General features: G+C 70.6%; 15 protein-coding genes and 1 pseudogene. 7 read left to right on the top strand and 9 right to left on the bottom strand.

Features of this window, described 5'->3' with window-relative positions:
- The first annotated feature begins 26 nt into the window (after positions 1–26).
- A complete protein-coding gene (locus tag GF068_RS16005; protein ID WP_153820238.1) occupies positions 27–4,082 on the top strand; it encodes a protein kinase domain-containing protein in 4,056 nt (1,351 codons plus the stop codon).
- On the opposite strand, the gene GF068_RS16000 is transcribed toward GF068_RS16005, so the two are convergent.
- Both GF068_RS16000 and GF068_RS15995 read right to left on the bottom strand, forming a co-directional pair.
- On the bottom strand, positions 4,063–6,036 hold the full coding sequence (locus GF068_RS16000; RefSeq protein WP_153820237.1) for a hypothetical protein: 1,974 nt from the start codon (positions 6,034–6,036) through the stop codon (positions 4,063–4,065). The two genes, GF068_RS16005 and GF068_RS16000, sit on opposite strands and share 20 nt — an antisense overlap.
- A gap of 2 nt (positions 6,037–6,038) precedes the next feature.
- Positions 6,039–8,675, bottom strand: coding sequence for a dynamin family protein (locus GF068_RS15995; protein WP_153820236.1), 2,637 nt, complete (start codon positions 8,673–8,675; stop codon positions 6,039–6,041).
- 108 nt (positions 8,676–8,783) lie between these two features.
- Between GF068_RS15995 and GF068_RS15990 the strand changes: the two genes are divergently transcribed.
- Positions 8,784–9,290, top strand: coding sequence for a hypothetical protein (locus GF068_RS15990; protein ID WP_153820235.1), 507 nt, complete (start codon positions 8,784–8,786; stop codon positions 9,288–9,290).
- A 94-nt stretch (positions 9,291–9,384) separates the two neighbouring features.
- A complete protein-coding gene (locus GF068_RS15985; protein ID WP_170319508.1) occupies positions 9,385–10,077 on the top strand; it encodes a methyltransferase domain-containing protein in 693 nt (230 codons plus the stop codon).
- Between the two features lie 39 nt (positions 10,078–10,116).
- On the opposite strand, the gene GF068_RS15980 is transcribed toward GF068_RS15985, so the two are convergent.
- Positions 10,117–10,998 (bottom strand): hypothetical protein, encoded by an 882-nt coding sequence (locus GF068_RS15980; protein WP_153820233.1) that lies wholly within the window; start codon positions 10,996–10,998, stop codon positions 10,117–10,119.
- An 86-nt stretch (positions 10,999–11,084) separates the two neighbouring features.
- Between GF068_RS15980 and GF068_RS15975 the strand changes: the two genes are divergently transcribed.
- The gene (locus GF068_RS15975) at positions 11,085–11,549 is read left to right on the top strand and encodes an SRPBCC family protein (RefSeq protein WP_153820232.1); all 465 of its coding nucleotides are present in this window, start codon (positions 11,085–11,087) and stop codon (positions 11,547–11,549) included.
- 327 nt (positions 11,550–11,876) lie between these two features.
- Here the strand turns inward: GF068_RS15975 and GF068_RS46265 are convergent, their stop codons facing one another.
- Positions 11,877–12,008 (bottom strand): hypothetical protein, encoded by a 132-nt coding sequence (locus GF068_RS46265; protein ID WP_275939157.1) that lies wholly within the window; start codon positions 12,006–12,008, stop codon positions 11,877–11,879.
- Entirely contained in the window at positions 12,005–13,591 is a 1,587-nt protein-coding gene (locus tag GF068_RS15970) for a sodium-dependent transporter (protein ID WP_153820231.1), read from the bottom strand. Before GF068_RS15970 ends, GF068_RS46265 begins: the two co-directional genes overlap by 4 nt.
- A 139-nt stretch (positions 13,592–13,730) precedes the next feature.
- On the opposite strand from GF068_RS15970, the gene GF068_RS15965 reads away from it, so the two are divergent.
- Together GF068_RS15965 and GF068_RS46260 are read left to right on the top strand one after the other, a co-directional pair.
- The gene (locus tag GF068_RS15965; protein WP_153820230.1) at positions 13,731–14,981 is read left to right on the top strand and encodes a sugar MFS transporter; all 1,251 of its coding nucleotides are present in this window, start codon (positions 13,731–13,733) and stop codon (positions 14,979–14,981) included.
- Positions 14,982–15,050: 69 nt separating this feature from the next.
- Complete coding sequence (locus GF068_RS46260; RefSeq protein WP_153820229.1) at positions 15,051–16,610, top strand: Kelch repeat-containing protein; 1,560 nt, start codon at positions 15,051–15,053, stop codon at positions 16,608–16,610.
- A gap of 21 nt (positions 16,611–16,631) precedes the next feature.
- On the opposite strand, the gene GF068_RS15955 is transcribed toward GF068_RS46260, so the two are convergent.
- The 3 genes from GF068_RS15955 to GF068_RS15945 form a co-directional block, all read right to left on the bottom strand.
- The gene (locus tag GF068_RS15955) at positions 16,632–17,351 is read right to left on the bottom strand and encodes a hypothetical protein (RefSeq protein WP_153820228.1); all 720 of its coding nucleotides are present in this window, start codon (positions 17,349–17,351) and stop codon (positions 16,632–16,634) included.
- Between the two features lie 7 nt (positions 17,352–17,358).
- Entirely contained in the window at positions 17,359–20,172 is a 2,814-nt protein-coding gene (locus tag GF068_RS15950; RefSeq protein ID WP_153820227.1) for an acetate and sugar kinases/Hsc70/actin family protein, read from the bottom strand.
- A 65-nt stretch (positions 20,173–20,237) separates the two neighbouring features.
- Complete coding sequence (locus tag GF068_RS15945) at positions 20,238–20,774, bottom strand: hypothetical protein (RefSeq protein ID WP_153820226.1); 537 nt, start codon at positions 20,772–20,774, stop codon at positions 20,238–20,240.
- Between the two features lie 146 nt (positions 20,775–20,920).
- Here GF068_RS15945 and GF068_RS15940 point away from each other — a divergent pair, with 146 nt between their 5' ends.
- Positions 20,921–22,732 (top strand): MYXO-CTERM sorting domain-containing protein, encoded by a 1,812-nt coding sequence (locus GF068_RS15940; RefSeq protein WP_153820225.1) that lies wholly within the window; start codon positions 20,921–20,923, stop codon positions 22,730–22,732.
- Here GF068_RS15940 and GF068_RS15935 read toward each other — a convergent pair.
- A pseudogene (locus GF068_RS15935) lies at positions 22,729–23,043 on the bottom strand (LysR substrate-binding domain-containing protein); the annotation flags it as partial. The gene GF068_RS15940 and the pseudogene GF068_RS15935 overlap by 4 nt on opposite strands.
- Positions 23,044–23,171: the final 128 nt, after the last annotated feature.

Below are 23,171 nucleotides of genomic sequence, written 5' to 3'. Positions count from 1 at the left end.
CCCGCCGCTGGTGATCCTGGCTGTCCGTGCGCAAATCAGGTGACGTCATCGGCGGTCGCTTCGTACTGGATGGAGAGCCCATCACCGACGGAGGGATGGGGATCGTCTGGCCCGCTTACGAGAAGGACTCGAAGGAGCGCGTCGCGATCAAGTTCGTCGCGGAGCCGAGGGACGGATCCACGCCGAAAGAGAGCATGCTCCGGAGGTTCCGGCGCGAGATCGAGATCCTCTCGCGGCACCTCCACGAGCACCCGCACATCGTGCGCTACGTCGACCACGGCGTGACGGACAACGAGCCCTGGCTCGCCATGGAGTGGCTCCACGGCCGGGGCCTCGACCAGGTGCTGAAGCACGGCCCGCTGCAAGTCGACGACGTGGTCAAGCTCGGCCTGCGCGTGGCGCACGCCCTCGGCGCGGCGCACGCGGCGGACGTCGTGCACCGCGACATCAAGCCCTCGAACATCTACCTCGTGGGCTCCGACGTCGAGCGCGTGAAGGTGCTGGATTTCGGCATCGCGCTGCTCGCGGGCGGACACATGACCTCGACCGGCGTGGTCCTCGGGACCGTCGGATACATGGCCCCCGAGCAGATCGACTACGCCTCGGGCGTGACCGCCGCGGCGGACATGTTTTGCCTCGGCGCCGTGCTCTTCGAATGCCTCACGGGTCGCAGGGCCTTCGAGGGCGGACCGCAGCACGTCGTGCTCGCGAAGATCGTGATGGCCGAGGTGCCACGCGTCGCCGAGATCCGCCCCGAGGTGCCGTTCGCGCTCTCGGAGCTCGTGGCCCGCATGCTCTCGAAGGACCCGTCCCAGCGTCCGCAGAACGGCGCCGCCGCCGCGAACACGCTGGAGGCCATCGCCAAGCGAGCCTCGACGCGGCCGCCGCTCGCGGACCGACGCTCGCACCCCGTCATCACGACCTATCCGCCCGCCTCGCCGCACGAGCCGTGGGCGCGCAAGCTCACGCCGATCCCGCCGGCGCCGCCCGTCCCCGCGAGCGAGCGGATGAGCCCGCTGGAGAAGCAGCTCCTCTTCGTGGTCGCGGCGAAGCCCGTCCCCGAGGTCGAGGATCTGCTCTCCGACAAACCTCCGCGCGGGATCGAGCCCGAGGTCGTCGCCGCGATCCGCGCCGAGGTCGACGCCAGGAAGAACGAGCAACTGCACGAGCTGCCGGGCGTCGCGCTGCTCATCAAGATCCTCGGCCGGGGCAACCCCACCGAGATCGCCGGCCGCGCGGCCCGGCTCGGGCTCGAGATCGCCGGGCTCGCGAAGGGCTCGCGCGTGGCCATCTTCGCGGCGTACGCCGAGGCGAACGACAAGGCGCCCGTCGGCAAGGTGCTCGACGGCGTCTTCCACCTCCTCGACATGCCCACGCTCGACGGCGGCAAGGGGCCGCGGCCCGTCCGCGTCAACGACGTCGCCTGCGCCTTCCTCGACGCGCGCTTCGACGTGGCCAGCTACATCGGCGAGTTCTGGCTGCGCGGCGAGCGCGAGACGACGCGCGCCGTGCGCACGCTGCTCGGCAAGCCGAGCCCCTACGTCGGGCGCGACGAGGAGCTCGGCACCGTCCGCAAGTACGTCGAGCAGGCGCTCCAGGGCAAGAAGCCGAAGGCCGTGCTCGTGCTCGGCGAGCCCGGCGCCGGCAAGTCGCGCCTGCGCTTCGAGCTCATCGAGCGCCTCTGCCGCGCGAAGCCGAACCTCAGCGTCGTCCTCGGCCGCGGCGATCCGCTGCGCGCCGGATCGGCCTTCTCCATCGTCGGCTCCGCGCTGCGCAGCGCCGCCGGGATCTCGGCGGGCGAGCCCGTCGAGGTGAGCCAGAACAAGCTCCGCGAGCTCGTCGGCACGTACCTCGCCGGCACGGACAGACGACGCGTGACGGATTTCCTGGGCGAGGTCGTGGGCCTGCACTTCCCCGACGCGGGCCGCACCGAGCTCCGCGCCGCGCGCAGCGACGCGGCCCTCATGGCCGATCACATCAAGGACGCGTTCCTCGATTTCATCCACGTGCTGACCGAGACGCACCCGTTCCTGCTCGTGCTGGAGGAGCTCGAGTGGAGCGACGCGGCGTCGCTGAAGCTCGTCGACGCCGCGCTCGACGCGCTCCGGGATCGGAGGTTCGCGGTGCTCGCGCTCGCGCGGCCCGACGTCCGCAAGCGACTACCCGGGCTCTGGCAAGATCGCGAGGTGCAGGACGTGCGGCTCCACCCGCTCGACAAGGACGACGCCGAGCGGATCGTCTGGAGCGCGCTCGGCCTTTCGACCCCGCGCGCCGTGGTCGATCGCATCGTGAAGCTTGGGGCGGGCAACGCGTTTTATCTGGAGGAGCTCATCCGCGCGGTGAACGAGGGCCGCGACGGCGCCCTGCCCGAGACGGTGCTCGGGATGGTGGACGCGCGGATCGATTCGAAGTCGCTCGACGACGAGGCGCGCATGGTCCTGTGCGCCGCGAGCGTCTTCGGCGACGCGGCGTGGGAGGGGGCGCTGCGCCTGCTCGTCTACGGCGACGGCGAGCCCACGGCCTCGCTCGACGAGACGCTCGCGCGGCTCTGCGGCGACTGCGAGCTGCTCGAGCGACGACGACACAGCCGCTTCGCAGGCGAGACCGAGTACACCTTCCGCCACCTGCTCCTGCGCGAGGCCGCCTATGCGCGCCTCACTGACAACAACCGAAGGCTCTGCCACCAGCGCGCGGCCGAGTGGTTGCTCTCCGCAGGCGAACAGGATCCGAGCGTGCTCGCGCTCCACCTCGATCGCGGCGGCGACGCGCGTCGCGCGGTCGCGTTCTACGTGCGCGCCGCCGAGCAAGCGCTCTCCGGTGGCGCGCTCGACACGGCGATCGAGCTCGCCAAGCGGGGCCTCCATCTCGGCGCCAACGGCGAGGCCGCGGCGGAGCTCTGGGCCATCGCCACGGACGCCGAGAGCTGGCGATCGAACCACGCCCACGCCTACGAGGCCGCGCGTTGCGCCTTCCTCTACGCGACGCCCGGCAGCCGCCACCACGCCCGCGCCCTCGGCGGCGCGATCCGCTCGGCGCTCGCCCTGGGCGACACGAAGAACGCCGCCGAGCTCTCTCAGCGGCTCCTCCACGAGAAGCCCGCGGACGACGCGGTCCTCGAGCTCTCCTGGGCCTTCAGCGCCACGATCGACTCGCTGCTCGATCACGAGCCGGCCGCGGCCCTGCCCTACCTCGAGCGCATGCGGCACGTCACCGCCCCCGCCGCCGAGCGCGAGCCCGTCGTCGTCGCGTGGACGCTCCACACCCGCGCCCACTGGGCGCGCGCGGTCGACCAGGACCCCTGGGCCGCGCTCGGGCTCGATCGCGAGAGCGTCCTCCGCTTCGCGACCATCGGCGACCACCGCTACCTGCCGCACGCGCGCGTGCACGTCGGCCTCGATCTCCTGCTCCTCGGCGCCCACGAGCGCGCCGAGAAGGAGCTGCACGAGGGCCTGCAGGGCCAGCCCGAAGAGAGCCTGACCTCGCTCGTGGGCGGCACGTTCGAGGCGCTGCTCAACCTGGAGCGCGGCGCCTTCGCCCCAGCGCGGGAGATGGCCGAGGACGTGGTCGCCCTGGCGGAGGCGCGGGGCGAGCGCCTCGCCGCGCGCAGGGCGCGGCTGCTCGCGGCGCGCGCCAACATCGCGCTCGGCGATCTCGACAGGGCCGATCGCATGCTCGGCGCGCTCCGGTCCGCCTCCGCGCCGCCCGGCGCGCTGCTCGGCGTACGCGCGGCCTTGTTCCTCGCGGCGAAGAAGCCCCAGAAGACGCTCACCCTCGTCGATCGCGCCCTCGCCTTGCGCCCCTCGAACGGCGGACAGCAGGCCCCGGCTCCGCCCGAGATCACGCTCCTGCGCGTCGAGGCGCTCCTGCTCGAAAAGGCGACCTACGAGGCCCGCGCGGCGCTCGTCGCGGCGCGGGCGCAGCTCCACACGCGCGCCGCCACGATCGGCGAGGACGACCTCCGCCAGTCGTTCCTCGATCGGCGCGCGGCGAACGTCCGCCTGCGCGCGCTCTGCAAGGAGTGGCTCGGCGGCGACGGCCCGGACGACCCGAACCGTCGCCTGATCATCCCCCCCACGCCGTGACGCACGCCGCCTCGGCCACGTCGCAGAACTCGCGCTGGATCTGACCGAGCGTCGCGTCCTGCGCGAGCAGCTCCGGATCGAGCTCCTTCGAGAGCTTTTCCACCACCGGCGCCGCCGCCTCCGCGGCTTCGAGCACCCGCGCCGTCACCTCGGCCTTCGGCTCGGTCGCGGCGACGAGCAGGTCCTTCGCCGGATCGATGAAGACCGGCCCCACGTGCGCGATCGACTTCTCCAGCGTCGCCAGCACCTCGCCCACGTGCCGCTCCACGCCGGCCCGCCGCTCGCGCGCGAGCTGCCGCAGCGCCTCCTCGCGCCCCTGCGTCGCCGCGGTCTCGGCGCTCTGCACCATCGCGGTCACGTGTTGCCGCTCCACCGCGATCTGCTTCATGCGGTTCAGGACGCGCACGGCCTCGTCCTTCTGCCGCCGCATCTCCGCCTTGAGCGCCTCCATCCGCTCGGCCACGCCGAGCTTCGCCTGCTGCAGCGACGCGAGCGCCTTGCGCGCGTCGTCCGCGGAGACCGCCCGCGACGGCCTCGCCGCCCCGAGCTTCGTCCCGATCTCCCGGATCGTCAGCTCCAGCGTCGCGGACTTCGTCTGCGCCTCCGCGATCTGCCGCTCGAGCAGCGCTTGCTTCTGCTGCTCCGTCTGCACCTCGACCGACACGCTCGAGTGATCGATCTGGAACTGCTGCAGCGTCGAGAGCCGCTGCCCGTAGGCCGCCTGCTGCTGGGCCTTCTGCTCTTCCATCGCGGCGACCTTCGATCGCCACTCGTCCTTGCCGAACAGGACCGGCTCGTCCTTGCGTACCTCCACGAGCTGCGCCTCGAGCGCGGCGAGCTCGGCGTGCCTGCGCCGCAGCTCGTCCTCGAGCAGCTTGATCGCCGCCTCGATCTGCCGCTGCTTCGACAGCACCGCGCCTGCGCTCTCCACGCGGGAGGCCCGCTGCGCCGCGAGGCCTTCGAGCTCGACCCGGGTCAGCTCCGCCTGCTCCGAGGCGGCCGCGAGATCCAGGATCGCGTGCGCCGTCGTGATCTCCTGCCCGACCTCGGCGTCCTTCATCTGCGCCGCGGCCATCTCCCCTTCGAGCCTCGCCGCGGCCGTCGACACCGCGTCCCGCGCGCGGCCGAGCTGGATCTCCTCCTCGGCGAGCGCCGTCAGGCTCGCGCGCGCCTGCGTGAGCTCCCCCGAGCCCGCGGGCGGCACCGTCACGAGCTCCGGCGGCAGCTCCTTCGTGAGCGGCAACGTGTCCGGCCACGACGCGGTCGGCTCGGCGGCGACGAACGTGTAGAGGTTCTGGATCGCCTTGCGCAGGAAGGGCAAACACGTCTGGTAGACGTGATCGAGCTTCGCCGCGTACTTGCGGTACTCCTCGGCCGCGGTCTCGGCGTCCGAGAGATCCGGGAACGGCACCGCGCGCACCGCGTCGATCGTCTGCTTCGCCCGCGTCACCACGGTCTCGGCGAGTGGCCCGAACGCCGCCATCTTCTCGGCGCGCTCGGCGGACGCGCGCGCCTCCTCCTCGGCGCGCAGGCGCGCGGCCGCGGCGCGCGCCGCGTTCGGCAGCTCCCGCAGATCGGCGAGCCTCCTCCGGTGCCCGAGGATCTCGTTGCGCGCCGTCGCCACGAGCACCTGCACGCGCGCGAGGTTCTGGTTGTCCTCGCCCTGGAAGCCGAACCTCCCTGCGACCTCGTAGATGTCGTTCAGATCCGAGAGATCCTTCTCGTCCACGGGCCGCCAGAGCGCGGCGATCGCCTCCCGCGAAGGCGCGGGATCCGAGAGCGCGGCGAGCAGCGGCGCGTAGGCGACGGGCGCGAGCGGCTCGGCGAGCGGGGCGAGCGCGTCCTTCGCGGTGAGGTGAAGCTGCTCGAGGTTCTGCCAGGCCGCGACGAGCTGGTTCACGACCGTCTGGTAGAACCTCACGTAACTCGACAGACGCGCGAGATCGTAGGCCACGCTCAGGCTCCTGCTTTCTGCGGGGCCGGGCTCCCGCCGAACAGCTCCTCGAGCGCCTCGATGTCCGCGCGCGCTCGATCCTTCTCCGCCTCGATCGCGGCGAACTTGTGCGGCCAGATCCGCGCGCACTCGCTGCGCACCCAGCGCCGGAGCGACTGCTCCCCTTCCCGATCGAGCCACGAGTCGTGCACCGTGCGCACCGCCTCCTCGTGGTACTTCTGCAGGCCTCGCGGGTGCTTCGCGAGCGCCTCGAGGAAGTCGCAGATCCGCTCCACGTCCACGCGCACCCGCGAGAGCATCTTCGACCAGTCGCGCACGTGGCCCGTCTGCGCCTGAGCCTGCGCGGCCGCGCCGGGGTTCGTCTGCGGGGGTTTCGTGCTCCCCGCGGGCGCCGCCGCCGAAGGCTGCGCCTGCACCTGCTTCGGCGCCGGCATCGCCGCGCCCACCGTCGGAAACCCTCCGATCGCGGGCGCCTGCGCGGGCGCGGGCGCCGCTCCTGCCGCGCCGTTGCCGTCCGGCCTCTCCTCGCCGAACCCGAGCTTCGCCTTCACCGATCCGATGACGCCGCTCGCGGTCGTGGCCGCGCCCGTCGCGGTCGCTTGCGCCTTGTCGGCGATCCCCATCCCGAAGAACTGCTCGAGCCCGCGCATCTCGCGCTCGCGGATCTCCCGATCGTAGGGATCCGTCGCGTCGAGGATGTCCACGATCTGCCGCGCGAAGTACCGCGAGAGCACCTCGAACGCGACGTCCGCCTTGGCCATCTCCTGGTTCTGGTAGCGGACCACGCTCTCCGACACGTGCCCCGACCGGCCCAGCGCGTCGATCCGCTCGATGAGCGCCTTGCCCGCCGGCAGCAGCACCTCGAGCCGCCCGCCCTCGTAGCCGGCCTCGATGAACATCTCGTGCAGCATCCGCTCCACGCTCTCGCGCGCCGTGTTGCGGAAGTCCTCCCCGAGCCCCGCGATCCGCGACGCCACGCGCTCGCGCATCTGCTTGCGCATCTCGATCTCGACGGCGGTCTCGTTCATGAGCCCCGGGCTCGGCATCTGCCGCCGCTTCGCCTCCGCCTCCTCGGGCGTGAGCCGCGCGAGCAGATCGCTCCGGATCTGATCGATCCGCACGTCCGCGCGCTCTGCGCGGGCCGACCGCTGATGGTCGCTCATCTCGAAGTCCATGAACGCCGACATGCGCTTGCGGATCTCGGGCAGGAGCCCCGTCGGATCCTCGCCCGACTGGATGTGCTCGTAGTGCAGATCGAAGACCTGCTCGGCGCGCCTGTCGAACTCGCGATCGCTGAGCCCGTCCTTCACGGTCACGAGCACGCCACGCAGGAGCGCCTCGACCTCGCCGAACTCGCTCGTGATCGCCTGCGTCACCTTGCGATCGAGCGCCTCCACGTCGGTCGAGAGGTACCGCTCCACGGCGTCCTTCAGCTTGTCGAGCCCGTTCACGGGCGTCGTCGTGCCGAAGAAGTCCATGAGCTGCCGCGCCACCGGGTGCTCGGCGTCGACGCCCTGGTGCACCCACACCTTCGAGTACGGGAAGATGCGATCCACGCCCTGCTCGCGGAAGTTCCGCGCCGCCAGGGACCAGTGCCAGTTGCCGTTCTCGTCGGCGTGGTCGAAGAGGTCGACCTTCGTCAGCACCACGAAGATCCGATCCTTCAGCGAGATGCTCCGATCGGCCGTCTGCGCCATGCGGAGCAGCTCGATCTCGTTGCGCACGAGCGAAGGCCGCGTGATGTCCTTGACGAAGATCGTCACGTCGACCTCGTTCGCGAGCGCGTCCTCCGTGTCGCGGCGCGCCTTGTCCGAGGGCGCGTCGATGCCGGGCAGATCCATCAGCTCGACGCCGGGCATGGCGCCCTCGACGGGGATCGTGACCGTGACGATCTTCACGGCCCGCACGCCCGGATAGGGCCGGTTGCCGTTTTTCGTGTCCTTGAGCGCGATGTAGGGCCGGATCTGCTCGGCGAGGGCATCGAGGCTACTCGCGGTGATCTTCTCGGGTGGGCGACCGAGCCGCGCCTTGATCTCCGACAGGCCCGCGCTGATCTCCACGAGCTCGGCGAGCGCCGTCTGCTCGCGCCTCCCTGCGCGATCGGGGTCGTCGACGTCGTACCCCTCGCGCGCCTTGAAGCTCGCCTTGAGGCGCAGGACCTCGGCCTGGTTCAGGCCGTGCCAGCGCTCGACGCTGCCCGGCTCGAGCGCGTCGAAGTAGCTCTGGATGCGGGCCTTGAAATCGACCTCGTTGTAGTAGGTGACGGTCGCGGCGAACTGCCCCGGCTCGCCCGGCTCGATGACGGTGGTGCTCCAGGTGCAGCGCTCGGCCTCGCTCGGCAGGAGCTTCTCGCTCTTCAGCCACGCCGAGAGGAACGCGCTCTTGCCCTGCTTCTCCAGGCCGACGACGCCGATCTTGACCACGCCCTTCGCGAGGCGCTTCTCCCGATCGAGCGCGCGTCCGCGCAGGTCCTCGAGCTTGCCGCGGATCTGGCGGAGCTGACGGGCGTTGTCGCTCTCGGGCTGGAAGTAACTCGCGAAGCGGTCGCAGAGCTGGCGGTACCGCAGGACCTTGTCGGCGATCTGGCGCAGCTCGCGCGCGTTCTGCTTGCGACCTTCAGGGCTCCACATGGGGGACATGGCAAGCCATGGTCGGCGTGGGTGTCAACAGAGAAGCGGGCGCGGGGGCGGAGGCGGGGGCGAGATTTCTTTGCGACAGGTTGCCTGGGTCGGCTAGACATCCCCGCAATGTCCACCCTCACGTTGCCCAAAGACGTCGTCGCCGATCCTCGGCACGACGCGGTCGTGCGCCTGCTCGAGACGCACGCGCGTCCGTTATGGGAGCATGGTCGCCACCAGGTCGCGACGCTCCCGATGACCGACACGCTGGCCGCGGAGCTCCGCGGCGCGCTCGCCGCCAGGCACGCCTACATGGGCCTGGAGCTCATCGGCGAGAAGCTGGCCAGCGAGCAGAAGGGCCTCGACGCGCTGAACGAGAAGACCCCCGGCAGCCCGCAGAACGCCCGCGTGTCGCGGCTCCTCTTCCTGGCGAACGATGGCAGCGAGCGATTCTATCGAGATTGCGACGCGCTCCTCTCCCGTTACCCGCAGCGCCTCCTCGCGTGCCGCCTCGACATCCCGGGGGAAGCGCTGGGCGAAGCGCTCCTCGGCAGCACGAAGATGGTCCGGAGCGTGCTCATCGTCGACAAGAAGGTCGGCGCGAGGGCCTTGCTCGCTTTGCTTCCGCCCGGCTGATCGCGCTCGCGCCCGAAGGTGGAATCGAAATGGGTTCCTGTCCGCGTAGCTGTTCGCGCGCCCTTGCGATAAGGTCGCGCCGATGAGCGACCGAGTGAGCGACGCGCAGGCGCGCGTGTACCAGGAGAAGGCGGACGCGTACGACGCGCTGATCAATGCGGAGGACGCGGACGAGGCGCTCGCAAGCGTGGTGCGCGAATGGCTGCCGGAGGGGGCCGTGGCGCTCGACGTCGGCGCGGGTACCGGGCGGCTCTCGCGTATCGTCGGCGCACGCGCGTCTCGCTTGCACTTGGTCGATCGCGCGGCGCCTATGCTGGAGATCGCGCGCCGGCATCTATCGCAGGCCGGCGTGCCGTTCAGCATCCACCACGCGGACGCGCGCTCGTTGCCGTTTCCCGACGCGAGCGTCGATGTCGCGATGGCAGGATGGGTGTTCGGGCATTTTCGTCACTGGATGCCGGAGGGCTGGCGCGAGGAAGTGGACGCGGCGCTGTCGGAGATGCGCCGCGTGGTGCGTCCCGGCGGTGCGCTCATGGTCATCGAGACGCTTGGCACCGGCCACGAGACGCCACGGGTCCATCCGGGCATGGACGAGTACTTCGCGCATCTGGAGCACGCGCATGGGCTTTCGCGCCGCTGGGTGCGCACCGACTACGTGTTCCCCGACGTCGAGGCCGCGGCGCGCATTTGCGGCGAATTCTTCGGTCCAGCGCTCGTGGCCCAGATCCGCGAGCGCGCCTGGGCGCGCGTTCCGGAGTGCACCGCGATCTTCACGGGCACCCTCTGAGCGTGCGCGGAGGCGAAATCGCGTGATCCGCTCCGCGACCTACAAGCAGATGGCGTACTTGCTGTCGCCCTGACAGCTCTCGTCGGGCCCGCACTCGCTCTTGCTGGGGTCGCATTGCTTGTAACAGAAGCCGAAGGGTCCATTCAGGAACCCGGCCTGGCAGCGCGGCCAGACGCCGGGCTCGCCGCGGCTGCACTCGAGGAAGCTCGCGCAGTCGTTCGGGTAGGTGCGCGCGCAATCGGCGTTCACGCCGAGCAGGTCGTCGCAGTTCGCCTTGCCGGTGACCTGCTTGTGACACTGGCAAGCCTTGTCGGCGAGCGCCTTGTCGAACGAGGCGTCGAGGGGTGATTTCGCGCCTTCGAATACGCCGACCACGACGGGCCGGGCGCTGCCGCGGGGCCACGCGACGCTGAGCGTGTGGCTCTTGTCGGTCCAGGAGAAATCGGCGGCGAAATCGATCCCCTCGACGAAGGGCACGACGAGGCTCGTGACGCCGGCACCGACGTAGGTGAACGCCTCGCCGTGGCCGCCCTTCTTGACGACGACGTTCGTGGGGGTGCCGCCGGTGTCGTTCTTGCCGCGGCAGGAGACGCGCAGATACTCGCGGACGACCTTCGTCTCGCAGCTCAAGGCCGAAGAGCCCTTGACGGTGACCTCTTTTTGCTGGCTGTTCCACTCGGCGAGCGTCGGAATGGCCGAGCGGCCCGCGGGCAGCGCCGTCGCGATTGCGGCCGGCGTGGCGGCCGCCGCGGGGGCCGTGGCGACGGCGCCCGTCGTGGGGCCGGCGGCCGTCGTGGCGGGCTTCGCCTCGGGCGCGTCTTTCTTCGGCTCCGCGGCCGGCTGCGGCTCGGATTTGCTGCAAGCGCCGAGGGCGAGGGCGAGGGCGGCAGCGGCGAAAGGCAAGGTCTTCGAAGCGCGCATGGTTCCTCCAGGTCGTGAGGCGTGAAGGAGGCAGGTTATGCCGATGACCGCGTGCATTCCAGCACATTCTCGGGCAGCATCCCTCCATGCACCGACTCACCTTCACCTCCGAGCACCACATCGACGCTCCCCCCGAGCGTGTCTTCGCGGCGATGGCGAACCCCGAGGGCTTCGGCGACTGGATGCAGGGGTTCGTGCGGGCCGAGCGCGTCACGCCGGGCGACTTCGGCGTGGGCACCGAGTTCCGCGAGACCCGCAAGATGTTCGGGCGAGAGGCGACCGAGCATTTCGAGGTCACCACCTGCGAGCCGGGCAAGCGCCTCGGGCTCAGGGTCGACGGCACCAAGGGGACCACGGGCAAGGGCGAATATCGTTTCGTCTACGACTTCGAGCCCGCCGGTACGGGCACGCTCTTGCGGACCAGCGCCGTCATCGAAATGCCCGGCGGCCTGTTCACCAAGATCATCGGCAAGCTCATGGGCGGCGCCTTCAAGAAGGCGTGTGACAAGGACCTGGACGCGCTGAAGGCCTACGTGGAGCGCGCTCGCTGAGCACGACCCGCCGCGCGCCCCTCGACGAGCGTCTCCCCTCGTTCCTCACGCGCGGCAGCTCCCCCGGACGACCGTCCACACCCCCTCCTCACGCTCGGCAGCTCCCCCGGACGGCCGTCCACACCCCCTCCTCACGCTCGGCAGCGCCCCCCGGACGGCCGTCCACACCTCCTCCTCACGCTCGGCAGCGACCCCGGACGACCGTCCACACCCGCTCCCCACGCCGAGGAGCGACCCCGGACGGCCGTCCACACCCGCTCCCCACGCCGAGGAGCGACCCCGGACGCCGATCCACCCCTTCTGATCACGCTCGCGGCGTCACCCACCCTACCGATCCGCGCCGTCCTCCCCGTCCTCCGGTGGCGCGGGCAACGTCAGCACCCGGTACAAGCAATATGCCGACAGCACGACCACCGAGGTCACGCTCAGGATCATCACCAGAAGGCCACCCGTCGTCACGACACCTTCCCTCCGGGCGTCAAGCCACGCGCCTCGAGCTGCTCCCACCGCCGCTCGGCCAGGCGCACCATCTTGACCAGGAGCGCGGTCACGGCGAGGACGAAGCCCAGCGCCACGAGCGCCCCGGGCTGCCGCTCCTCGAGGCGCCCCGGCAGGTTCTTCACGCAGAACGCCGCGAAGATGACGAGCAGGTACACGGGCACCACGTATTTGAGGCCGATCTGCACGACGAACGGGACCTTGATATGCGCCCCCCGGTGCAGCTCCTCGTGCCCTCGCTCGATGCCGAAGACCCAGCCATAAAGGACCGCCTGCACCGTGGCGAGCACGAAGATGCCGACCGTGCCCATCCAGAAATCGAACGTGTCGAGCGCGACGAGCCCCTTCGAGAAATACAACACGATCCCCGAGCCGACCGCGCAGAGCACGCCCAGCAGGGCCGCCGCGCGTCGCCGGCTCATCCCCGTCCCCTCCTGGAAAAAGACCATCACGGGCTGCAGCATCGACACGCTGCTCGTGATCGCGGCGATGAACAAACAGAAGAACCAGAGGAAGCCGAACACGCGCCCGCCCCACATCATCGCGAACACGTTCGGCAACGTCACGAAGCCGAGCTTGAACGACGACTCGAGCGTGCCCGGGTCAATCGCGCCGAGGAAGACGAACGCCGCCGGGATCGTGATGAGGCCGCCGAGGCAGACCTCGAAGAGCTCGTTCATCGAGTTCGCCGTGAGCGCGCTCAGCGCGACGTCGTCCTTCTTCCGGAGATAACTCGCGTAATGCACGAGGACGCCAAACCCGACCGAGAGGCTGAAGAAGATCTGCCCGGAAGCCGCGAGCCACGTCTCCGGATCGAAGAGCGCCTCGGCGCGCGGGTTCCACATGAAGCCGAGCCCGGCCTCGATCGATTGCGACGGCTTCGACGGATCCGGCGTCCCGAGCAGGAGCACACGCACGAGGACGATCGTGGCCAGCACCGCGAGCCCGGGGATGGCGACCTTGCAGAACGCCTCGATGCCGCGGCTCAAGCCGCGCACGATGAGGTACAGGTTGAGCGCGAAGCAGAGGGCGACGACCCCGAGCAGCGTGAGCCCGTCTCCGCCCCCGAACACCGAGCCCTCCGCGGTGGCCCCGGTGAGCCGACCAAAAAAGGCGGCATATTGCCCGGGATCGTCGCCGCGCATCAGGTCGCCGGTCGCGTAATGGAGCGCGTAGATGAGGCACCACGCCTCGACGACCACGTAATAGGTGTACACGATGAACGGGATGAGCAACGCGACCACGCCGAGGTACTTGGCGGCGTGATGCCGGAGCAGGACCCGGAAGATCCCCGGCGCCGAGTGGTAGCCGCGGACGCCCGCGTAACGGCCCATGGTCCACTCGGCCCAGGCGAGCGGGATCCCCAGCACGAGCAGCGAGATGAAATAGGGGAGCATGAACGCTCCGCCGCCGTGTTTCGCCGCCTGGCCGGGGAACCGCAAGAAGTTCCCGAGCCCAACCGCCGATCCCGCCGCTGCGAGGATGACGCCGATCCGTGACCCCCAACCCGCGCGCGTCGCTCCATCCCGAGGCGTGCTGTCCATGGCGCTCGTTACCCGCGCGCCGCGCCCGCGTCGAGCCCTTGTTTCCGCGGAGCCGCCGTCGCGGGCGGAAGCGCTCGCCGCGTGAGCCGCGCGGGAGGTGGCGCGTCACGGCGCGCCGTGAGAAGACAACCGGGGGGACATGGAGGTACCGACCAAGCGCGGAGCGGCGGCGGACGCGCCTGCCACGACCCACACCTTCGCCCTCGGCGTGGTGACCACGGTCTTTTTCATGTGGGGCTTCTTGACCTGCATGAACGACATCCTGATCCCGCACCTGAAGAGCGTCTTCGACCTCGGGTATGCCCGGAGCGCGCTGGTGCAATTCTCGTTTTTTTCGGCGTACCTCCTGATGTCGCTGCCCGCCGGCGAGCTCGTCACGAGGGTGGGTTACAAGCGCGGCCTCCTCCTCGGCCTCGTGACGGCCGGCGTCGGCGCGCTTTTGTTTTATCCCGCCGCCAGCCTGCCCTCGTATCCCTTTTTCCTCGCCGCCCTGTTCATCCTCGCGACCGGGATCACGGTCTTGCAGGTCACGGCGAACCCGTATGTCACCGTGCTCGGCCCTCCGGCCACGGCTTCGAGCCGCCTCAACCTCACGCAGGCGTTCAATTCGCTCGGCACCACGGTGGCCCCTTCTTTCGGCGGACACCTCATCCTCGGCGCCGTGACGCACGCCGAGGGCCCGCTCGCCGAGGCCCGAGCCGTGCGGCTCCCCTACGTCGGCCTCGCCGTGATGCTCTTCGTGCTCGCGTTCGCGCTCGTGTTCATCAAGCTCCCGAAGATCACGTCGGTCGAGGGCGAAGAGGCGAAACACGGCTCCGTCCTCGACGCGCTCCGGATGCCAAAGCTGCGGCGCGCGGCGCTCGGCATCTTCCTTTACGTCGGCGCCGAGGTCTCGATCGGCAGCTTCCTCGTCAATTTCTTCGTATTGCCCTCGATCGCGGGCCTCAGCGAAGCGGAGGCGGCGAGATATGTCTCCATTTACTGGGGCGGGGCCATGGTGGGCCGGTTCCTCGGCGCGGCCATCGTGCGGAAATACGATCCGGGCCGGGTCCTCGCCGCGAGCGCGGTCATCGCGGCGCTGCTCGTCACGGCGACGGTCTTGTCGAGCGGGCCCTCGGCGATGTGGACCCTGCTCGCGGTGGGGCTCTTCAATTCCATCATGTTCCCGACCCTCTTCGCGCTGGGCATCGAGGGCCTCGGCAAGCTCACGAGCCAGGGCTCGAGCGTCCTCGTGATGTCGATCGTCGGCGGCGCGATCCTGCCCGTCGCCTTCGGCTCGCTCGCCGACGTCGTCGGCGTCCACCGCGCCTTCGTCCTGCCGGCGCTCTGCTATCTCTACATCGTCCATTTCGGTGCTCGTGGATCACGCGTCGCAGCGGCGGCGCATTGACACGCGTGCGGAGTACTCTGGTCGCGTTTTCCCGGCGACTCGTCTAGGATCCACGCGAAAGGAGATTCCATGAGACGCCTTCGCCGCCTCTTGCCGCTCGCGCTCCTCGCGTCACTCCCCTTCTTCGCGTTCCTGCCCGAGGGCGGGGCCGCGCCGAAAGGGCCGTCGATATCGTCGGCCATGTGGCAATCCATCGCGCCCATGTCCACGCCGCGCCGATGGCACGAGGCGCACTTCGCCCCCGGCGTGGGGCTCGTCGTCGTCGGAGGGTACGCGCAGAACGGTATCGAGGACACGGCCTACATGACCGCCGAGCGCCTCGATCTCGCGACCGGCACGTGGTCGGCCCTGACCCCGCCGCCAGCCGGGATCGAAAACGCGTCGAGCGGGGTGCTGCCCGATGGCCGCATCTTCTTCCTCGACGCGGGCCACGGCGCCACCTACGACCCGGCGACGGACACCTGGACGAACGAGCCCGCGCTCGCGCTGAACTACGAATACAACGGCGTGCTCGGCGTGCTCGCGGACGGAAGCGTGATCGCCGCGGGCTCCCAGGACGGCGAGGACGTCACGAACCAGTCGGTCCGCTACGATCCCGTCACGCAGACCGTGGTGAGCAGCCCGAAGCTGAAGCAATATCGATCCGCGCACACGGGGACGATGCTGCCGGACGGCCGGTTCCTCGTGACGGGCGGCTGGACGTGGGGCATGGAGGAGAACCACGTGACCCTCACGGTCGCGGAGACGTTTGATTCGATGACAAACACGTGGACCCTGGTCGCGCCGATGGGGACGGGCCGGAAGGGGCACGCGGCGGCGCTGATGTCCTCGGGCAAGGTGCTGGTCTCGGGCGGCGTGGAGGAAAATACGGGTATCATCTCGTCGGCGGAGATCTACGATCCGGCGACGGACACGTGGACCCCGGTCGCCTCGATGAGCGTGCAGCGGTGGTACCACGTGATGACGGAGCTGCCGAGCGGCCGCGTGATGGTGACGGGTGGCAGGATATCGGGCGGCGAGACGGCGAGCGTGGAGGTCTACGATCCGGCCCTCGATACGTGGATCTCGCTGCCGGACATGGCCTCGCCGCGGTCGTTCCACACGGCGACGTACGTGCCCGGGCACGGCGTGGTCATCGCGGGCGGCACGCCGGGCAATGGCAGCCTGGCCAGCGTGGAGATCTATCCGCTGGGCAACGCCGCGGCGGGCGAGTCGTGCGTGATCGGCGATGAATGCGTGAGCGGCGTCTGCGAGAGCGGGCAATGCACGGATCCGGGCAGTGGCTCCGGCGGCGCGGGCGGCATGGGCGGCGAAGGCGGCGCGGGCGGCGAAGGCGGCATGGGCGGCGCTGGCGGCGAAGGCGGTATGGGCGGCGCTGGCGGCGAAGGCGGTATGGGCGGCGCTGGCGGCAATGGCGGCATGGGCGGCGCAGGCGGCGCTGGCGGCGCAGGTGGCGGCATGGGCGGCGCTGGCGGCGCAGGTGGCTCCGGCGGGCAGGCGGGCGGCGGCGGCGGCACCCCGGACGACGGCGGATGCAGCGTGCGCGGCGCAGGCGCGGGTGAATCCGGATCGGCCGGCCTCTTCGCGGCGCTCGCCCTCGGGCTGCTCGCCAAGCGAAGGCGTCGCTGATTCACCCCTCCGGCGGGGAATTCACCCCGTCGCCACGCGCACCCGCGGAAACACCAGCATCCCGTCGGTCCCCGCCCGGCGCAGCCCCGGGAGCATACACTCGACGACGTTCCCCTCCTCCGCCGGATCACTCGTCGTCGCCGCCTTCTCCATCGACGAAGCCGAGAACCGCGTCCCCGGCGCAGGCGAGACGAGCTCGCAGCCGGCGGCGGACGCGAGGGCCGAGAGCGGCGCGCGCTCGCGCTCCAGCAAGGGCGCGTGCGCGATCGTGCGGCCTCGCTCCTTGAACGCGGCCACCAGCACACCTTCGAGCCCCTTGCCCTTCAGCGCCGCGTAAAGCGCGGGGCTCGGATCCAGGTCGCGACCGATCGCCGCGCGTAACGCGCCCTCCAGCATCGTCCCGCTCACCTCGGCAGAGGCCGCCGTGAACCGCTTCTCCGCCGTGAACTGCTCCTCCAGCGCGAGGTGCGCCGCCGCCCCGGCCCGCACCTCGGCCTCGAGCGCCGCGATTCGCTCCCGCGCCGTGTCGAGCTCCAGCGACAGACGCTCGCGCTGCACGCGCAACGTCGCGAGCTCCCGCGCCATCTCGTCGCGCTCGGCGCGCAGCGCGGCGAGCTCGTCACGCGCCGCCGTGGATCCATCACGCTCGGCCGCGTCCACGCGCGACGAGACGAGCGCCTCGTAGCGCATGACGATCGCCTCGATCTCGGCGCGCAGCGCCGCGGAAAACGTCTCTTTCATGGCGAGCTCACCGCATGTACTTCGCGAGGTTCAAGGTCGTGACGAGCGGGTCCTGCCCGTCGCGTTGCAAGGCCAGCGTGAGCTCGTCCGGGCCCGAGACGCACACGTAGAGCCGCCCGACGAGGCCCGCGGCGAGGCCCGTGGGGATCATCGAGACGCGTGGATCGTTCGACGTCATCTTCCCGGGCACGTACTCCTGCGCCACGCGCAGCGGCGTCTTCGTGTCCCACTTGCCGAAGTCCACGTAATGCGGCCCGAACACGCCCGGATCCGAGACCGGCGTGCCCATCTGCACGAGCGCGACGAACTTCGGCGGGAAGCCCCGCAGGTCGCCCACGAAGTACGAGAACCCCTGCGCGCGCCGCACGAGGTGCACCTCGCGGTTCGCGATCTTCAGCGCGCCGAGTGCCACGGCCGTCTTCGGCGTCACGCCCACGATGGTCACGCCGCGCTCGGTGCGCTGCGGCGTCTCGTAGAGAACGACCTGCTGGAAAGGATCACTGCTGCCGGGCCGCCAGACCTTCAAACCCGGGATCCCGAGCTCGTCCGCGAGCGCCTGCTCCACGAACGCGCTGCGCGACGAGTTACCCGCGAGCAGGATGGTCACGCCTTGCTCGCGCCAGTCCCCTTCGCTCCCCCAGGGCGCGATCGCGAGCATGCTCTTCATGAGCTTCACGCCGTCGCGGATACGCGTCTGCAGGTGCTCCTTCAGCTTCGCGTGGAGCGCCGGCACGTCCGTCGCCAGCGACTCGAGCCGCACCTCGCTGCCGTCGAGGCGCGCCGCGGAGAGATCCGCCGCGCGGCGCGGCTCGTTCTCCGGGGCGAACTTCACGGCCTCGAGGCCGAGCTCGCGCTCGAAGCGGTAGCGGTTCTGCCGCCCGGCGAGGCTCCGCTTGTAGAGGTGCGGCTTGTTCGCGAGGTTGTTCGGCGGCACCGTCTGCGGACGCATCATCGGCACCTCCTTGTCCTCCATCTCGGGCAGGTGCTTGTCGTGCTGATGCGTGAGCCACACGAGCTCGTGCGTCAGGTAGTCGCCGCCGAGGTGATCGTCGCCGCTCACCTGGAGCGTCTCGATCACCGTGCGGCTGCCGAGCTCCTCCGCCTCCGCGTCCGTCGCGGGCCGGAAGCGGCCGCAGGCGATGTCGAGCGTGCCGCCGCCGAAGTCGAAGACCGCGAAGCGCATCTCGCCGAACTTCGAGATCACGGGCTCGAGCTCGGGGTACGTCGCGAGCTCCGGACAAACCTCGGCCGCGAACGCCTCGGGCTCGCTCGCGCTCATCTCCACCACGACCTCCTCGGCCGGGATGCCCTCCGGGATGCCGAGCAGGATCCCGCGGCGGATCTCCTCCTCGAGCAGCTTGCGCGAGCGCTCGTCGAACTTCGCCGGGTGCGTGAGCCAGTAGCGCAGGTACACGTCCTGCCCCGGCCGGTTGATCGCGCGCGAGAGCAGGTACGCGTAGGCGCGCACGAGGACGCGCACGCGGCCCTCGTCGAGCAAGAAGTCCTTGCGACGCTCACGATCGCGGAGCTGCGGCGACTGATCGAGGCTGAGCACGCGCTCGGGCAGGCTCTTCAGCTCGGGCACGACCGCGTTTGGCGAGTCCGTCATCGCCTCGCGCGCCGCGTGGCTGCCGCGCACGATACGCAGGAGGTTCGGGAAACGCGTGTCGTTCGCCGCGACACGCGCCGCCTCGGCCCAGAGCCGCTCGTGATCCTCGACGAGCAAAAACGTCGGGTTCTCCGCCGATTTCTCGGCCGGCGCGCTGCCGCTGCCGAGCCGGAGCAGCGCGCGATAGCCCTTCTGGTAGAGCGCCGCGACCGTCGCCGTCGTCCCGAAATCGATGCCCACCGCGGAGAGGCGCTGGAACGACTTCAAGAGCGGACGTGGATCCCGCAGGCGCACGGGCAGCGCCGCGTGCCACGTGCACACGCCCGCGTGCTCGCCGTAGGTGAGCGCGTGTTCGACCGTGAGATCGAGCGGGATGTCCTTGCCTTCCTCGGGGATTGGCAGGAGGTCGGGGTGCGACGCGTCGAGCACGAGCTCGGTGTACGTACGCCGCCCGCCCGCGCGCCGCGTCGCGTCCTCGACGACCACGGCGGGCGCGTCGTCGTCACGCTGGAAGCGGTGAAAGACGTGCGAGGGCTTGGTGTCGATCACGAAGGGCTCGCCTTCGATCTTGGCCCAGTCCGCAAACAGCCGCAGGCGCCACTTGCCCGTGCCGATCCAGAGGCCCTCCTCGGGGTTCTGCAGATCGAAGAGCCGCCGCTCGGGCGCGTCGACGAGGACCGAGTCCGTCGACTCGAGCAGATCCAGCGCCGAGAGCAGCGGCCCGTAACCCGGGATGCCCACGAACCACGTCCGCGCGAGCGTCACCTTGCGCGCGCCCGCGAGCGAGCCGTGCGGCGAGAGGATCAGCCGGAGCGCGCAACGTTTCCCAGCGTGGGGCGCGAGCAGCACGAGCGGCACGACGAGCTCGATCGAGAACGACGAGAGCGGACCCGCGCCCGCCTCGCCCGGGGGAGCGCCGATCGAAGCCGCGACCGCGGAGCCGACCTTCTCGCCCTCGATCTCGAGCGCCGCGAAGAACGGGCCCTCGGCGAGGCCCGAGACGCGGACGCGTAGCTCGGCGCTCTGCATCCAGCCTTCGAAGAGCGGCAGCGCCTGATCCCACGCCGCCGTGACCACGCGCGGCGGGCGGATCTCCATGCGCACGCCGTTCGGCAGGGCGCGCTGGACCACCGTGGAGATGACGTCGATACGGACGCGGGGCGTGGGGTTCGCGCGCTCGGGCGCGGGGGAGTGCGTGGCGATGTCGTTCATGGTCGGCCCGGGAGGCCGCGTGATGTTACCCCACCTCCACGCGCCGCGATACGCCCCCCGCGCGCTTACCGCCGCGGCGCAGGCGGCGCCGATTGCACGTTGCCCCGCGAGCGCGGCGGCGCGACCTGCACGTCCGCAGGCCGTCGATAGGCCGGAGGCGCCGTCTGGACGGGCGGCCGCGTCTGGTACCTCGGCGCGCGATACGCGGGATAGGTCCGCACGTCCGGCGCGCGATACCGCCGCGGCGGGGGGTAATACTCCCGATACGCCGGATATCGCGCGGCGGGCGGCGCGACCTGGACCGGCCGGGATCTCCGGTACTGGTAGAGATCCCAGGGCTCATCCTGGAAGACCACCCAGTTGCCGCCATGGGGATAATACCAGGACGAGCCGACGAGGTAGGCGTACGACCCGTTCCAGAAATAACTCGGGTAATTGTAAATATCGTACGGGACGCCGCCCGGATCGACGACCGAATACCCGTAGACCGAGCCATATCCGACGGGGACCCTCGCCGCCACCGTGGCCCCCGTGCAGCCCGATCCGAACGCGAGGGCCATGCAGAGCCCTGCCAGCGCCGCCCACCTGCTTCCGATTTGCACAGCAATACCTCGCTCCGTCCTCGCCGGGCAAGCGGGGTGCCAGCCACGTGTCAACCAACACAGCCGCGCGACTGCTTCTGCTGACGCCCCGGCCCTCCGGTGTACAGGATTTGACCCTCGCGCGCGCCCGGGTTAGCCATGCTCTCATGAAGCTTCGTGTACCTCTCCTCCTTGCATTCGCCTGCGCTGCGCTCGCCCCTGCGACCGCGGCGGCGCAACAGCTCCGCTTCACTGCGACGGTGCCCGGCGGAATCGCCGGCACGGGCAACACGCTCGGCCTGAGCAAGGCCACGAACGTGAACGGCCCCGGCGATCGCGACTCCATCGGCGCGTTCATCTCCCTCGGCAATTCGGTCGACGAGCCCGTCGACGCGGCGAACCCCTGGCCGATGGGCACCACGGCCGACTGGACGATGAATGGATCGAGCGCCGTGCTCTCGCTCCCCGAGGCCGAGGTGCTCTACGCCGAGCTGCTCTGGGGCGGCAGCTACGACTATGGCGGTGAGAACGTCACGTCGATGCTCGACACGGCCGTGACCCTCGCGGCGAATGGCTCGACGATGATGGTCGCGCCCGATCCGACGACGGCGCTCACGCTGAACGAGACCGCGCAATCGGGCTTCGCGGTCCGGTATTACATGCGCTCGGCGGACGTGACCGATTTCGTCAAGCAGGCTGGCAAGGGCACGTACGAGGTCTCGGGCGTCCCGGCCACGCAGGCGAGCTCGATCAACAACCTGAACGCCGCGGGCTGGACGCTCGTCGTCGCGTATCGCGACGAGGGCGTGCCCATGCGCAACCTCAGCGTGTTCGTCGGCGGATCGTTCGTCGACGAGAACACGACCCAGGACTACACGGTGAGCGGCTTCTGCGCGCCGCCTGCGGGCCTCGTCGAGGGCACCGTCGTCGTGAGCGCCATCGAGGGTGACGCGAACTTCGTTGGTGATCAGCTCCGCATTGCCCCCACCGCGGCGGGGCCGTTCGTGAATCTCTCGGGCCCGAACAACCCCTCGGACAATTTCTTCTGCTCGCAGATCAACGACGCGGACGGCAACCTCGACACGCAGGGCAGCTTCGGCGACCGGAACCAGGACGCGATCGGCGGCACGAACGTGAGCGGCGGCCGTCAGGGCTGGGACGTGACCACGGTGCCGCTGAGCTCGCAGGACGGGCAGCTCCAGAATGGGCAGAGCTCGGCCGTGATCCGCACGCTGACGACGGGTGACTCGTATGCCCCGATCCTCGCGGCGTTCTCGATCGACGTGAATGCGCCCGACTTCAAGGGCGTGGCGAGCAGCGTCATCGACGCGCCGCCCTCGGTCGCGCTCGGCGACACGTTCACGGTCACGGCGATCCTCGCGAACAACGGGGACGTCGCGGCCGAGCAGATCGACTTTTCGCTCCCGCTCGAGGCGAGCCTCGGCCTCGTCTCTTTCGCCGTCGACGGCACGCCGGGGGACGCCTCTGGGAACCCCGTGGACGCGGCGAAGGTCACGGCCGGCGTGCCGGTTGGTGATCTGCCGGCGGGGCAGTCGAAGACGGTGACGCTCGAGCTCGAGGTGAAGGGCGCGCCGGCGCTCGCGGGCTTCTTCCTCAAGGCGAAATGGGGGTATGGCTTCGAGGTTTGCCCGAACCAACCCCTCGTCACCGAGTCGTTCTCGCAATCGAAGCTCGTGCAATACGCGGGCGGCGGCGGCGCGGGCGGCGCGGGTGGCGGCGGCGTGGGCGGCGCGGGCGGCGCGGGCGGCGAAGGGGGCGGCGTGGGCGGCGAGGGTGGTGAAGGCGGCAGGGGCGGCGCGGGCGGCGCGGCGACGGGCGGCGGCGACGGCGGCGTGGGCGAGGCCGCGAGCTGCGATTGCTCCGTGCCGGGACAATCGGCGCCCGCGGGCGGCGCGGCGGCGGCGTTGGGCCTCCTCGCGCTCGCCGCGCTCCGGGGCTCGCGGCGCCGCGGTCGTTAACGGGCGGCGACGGGGGGGCGCGAGAACCGCGGATCGACGGCGGCGGCGACGACGTCCCTCGCCCAGCGGTGGGCCTCGTCGTGCTGAAAACGATCGTGCCAGAGCAGCGCGAAGGGGACGGACGGCAGCGGCAAAGGCGCGGGGCGCACCACGAGGTCGAGGGCGGCGGCGACGTCGTTCACGAGGGGAACGGGCACGTTCATGAGGAGGTCGGAGGCCGCGACGACGTGCAGGCCCGCGAGGAACGAGGGGACCTCGAGGGCCACGCGCCGCGCGAGCTTCCGCCTCCGCAGGGCCTCGGCGACCACGTTGCTCCTGTCGTTGCCGACGTGGACAGCGTCGACGTCGACGCCTTTGGATCGAAGGCCTGCGGGGGAGCGACGGCCGCTTCGAGCTGCCGCAGGGCCTCGCTGAGGCGCGGGGCCAGCGCGGCGGCGCG

This window comes from Polyangium spumosum (assembly GCF_009649845.1).
Lineage (GTDB): Bacteria > Myxococcota_A > Polyangia > Polyangiales > Polyangiaceae > Polyangium > Polyangium spumosum.
The sequence above is the reverse complement of the archived record's forward strand: the minus strand, read 5'-3'. Positions and strand labels throughout refer to the sequence as shown.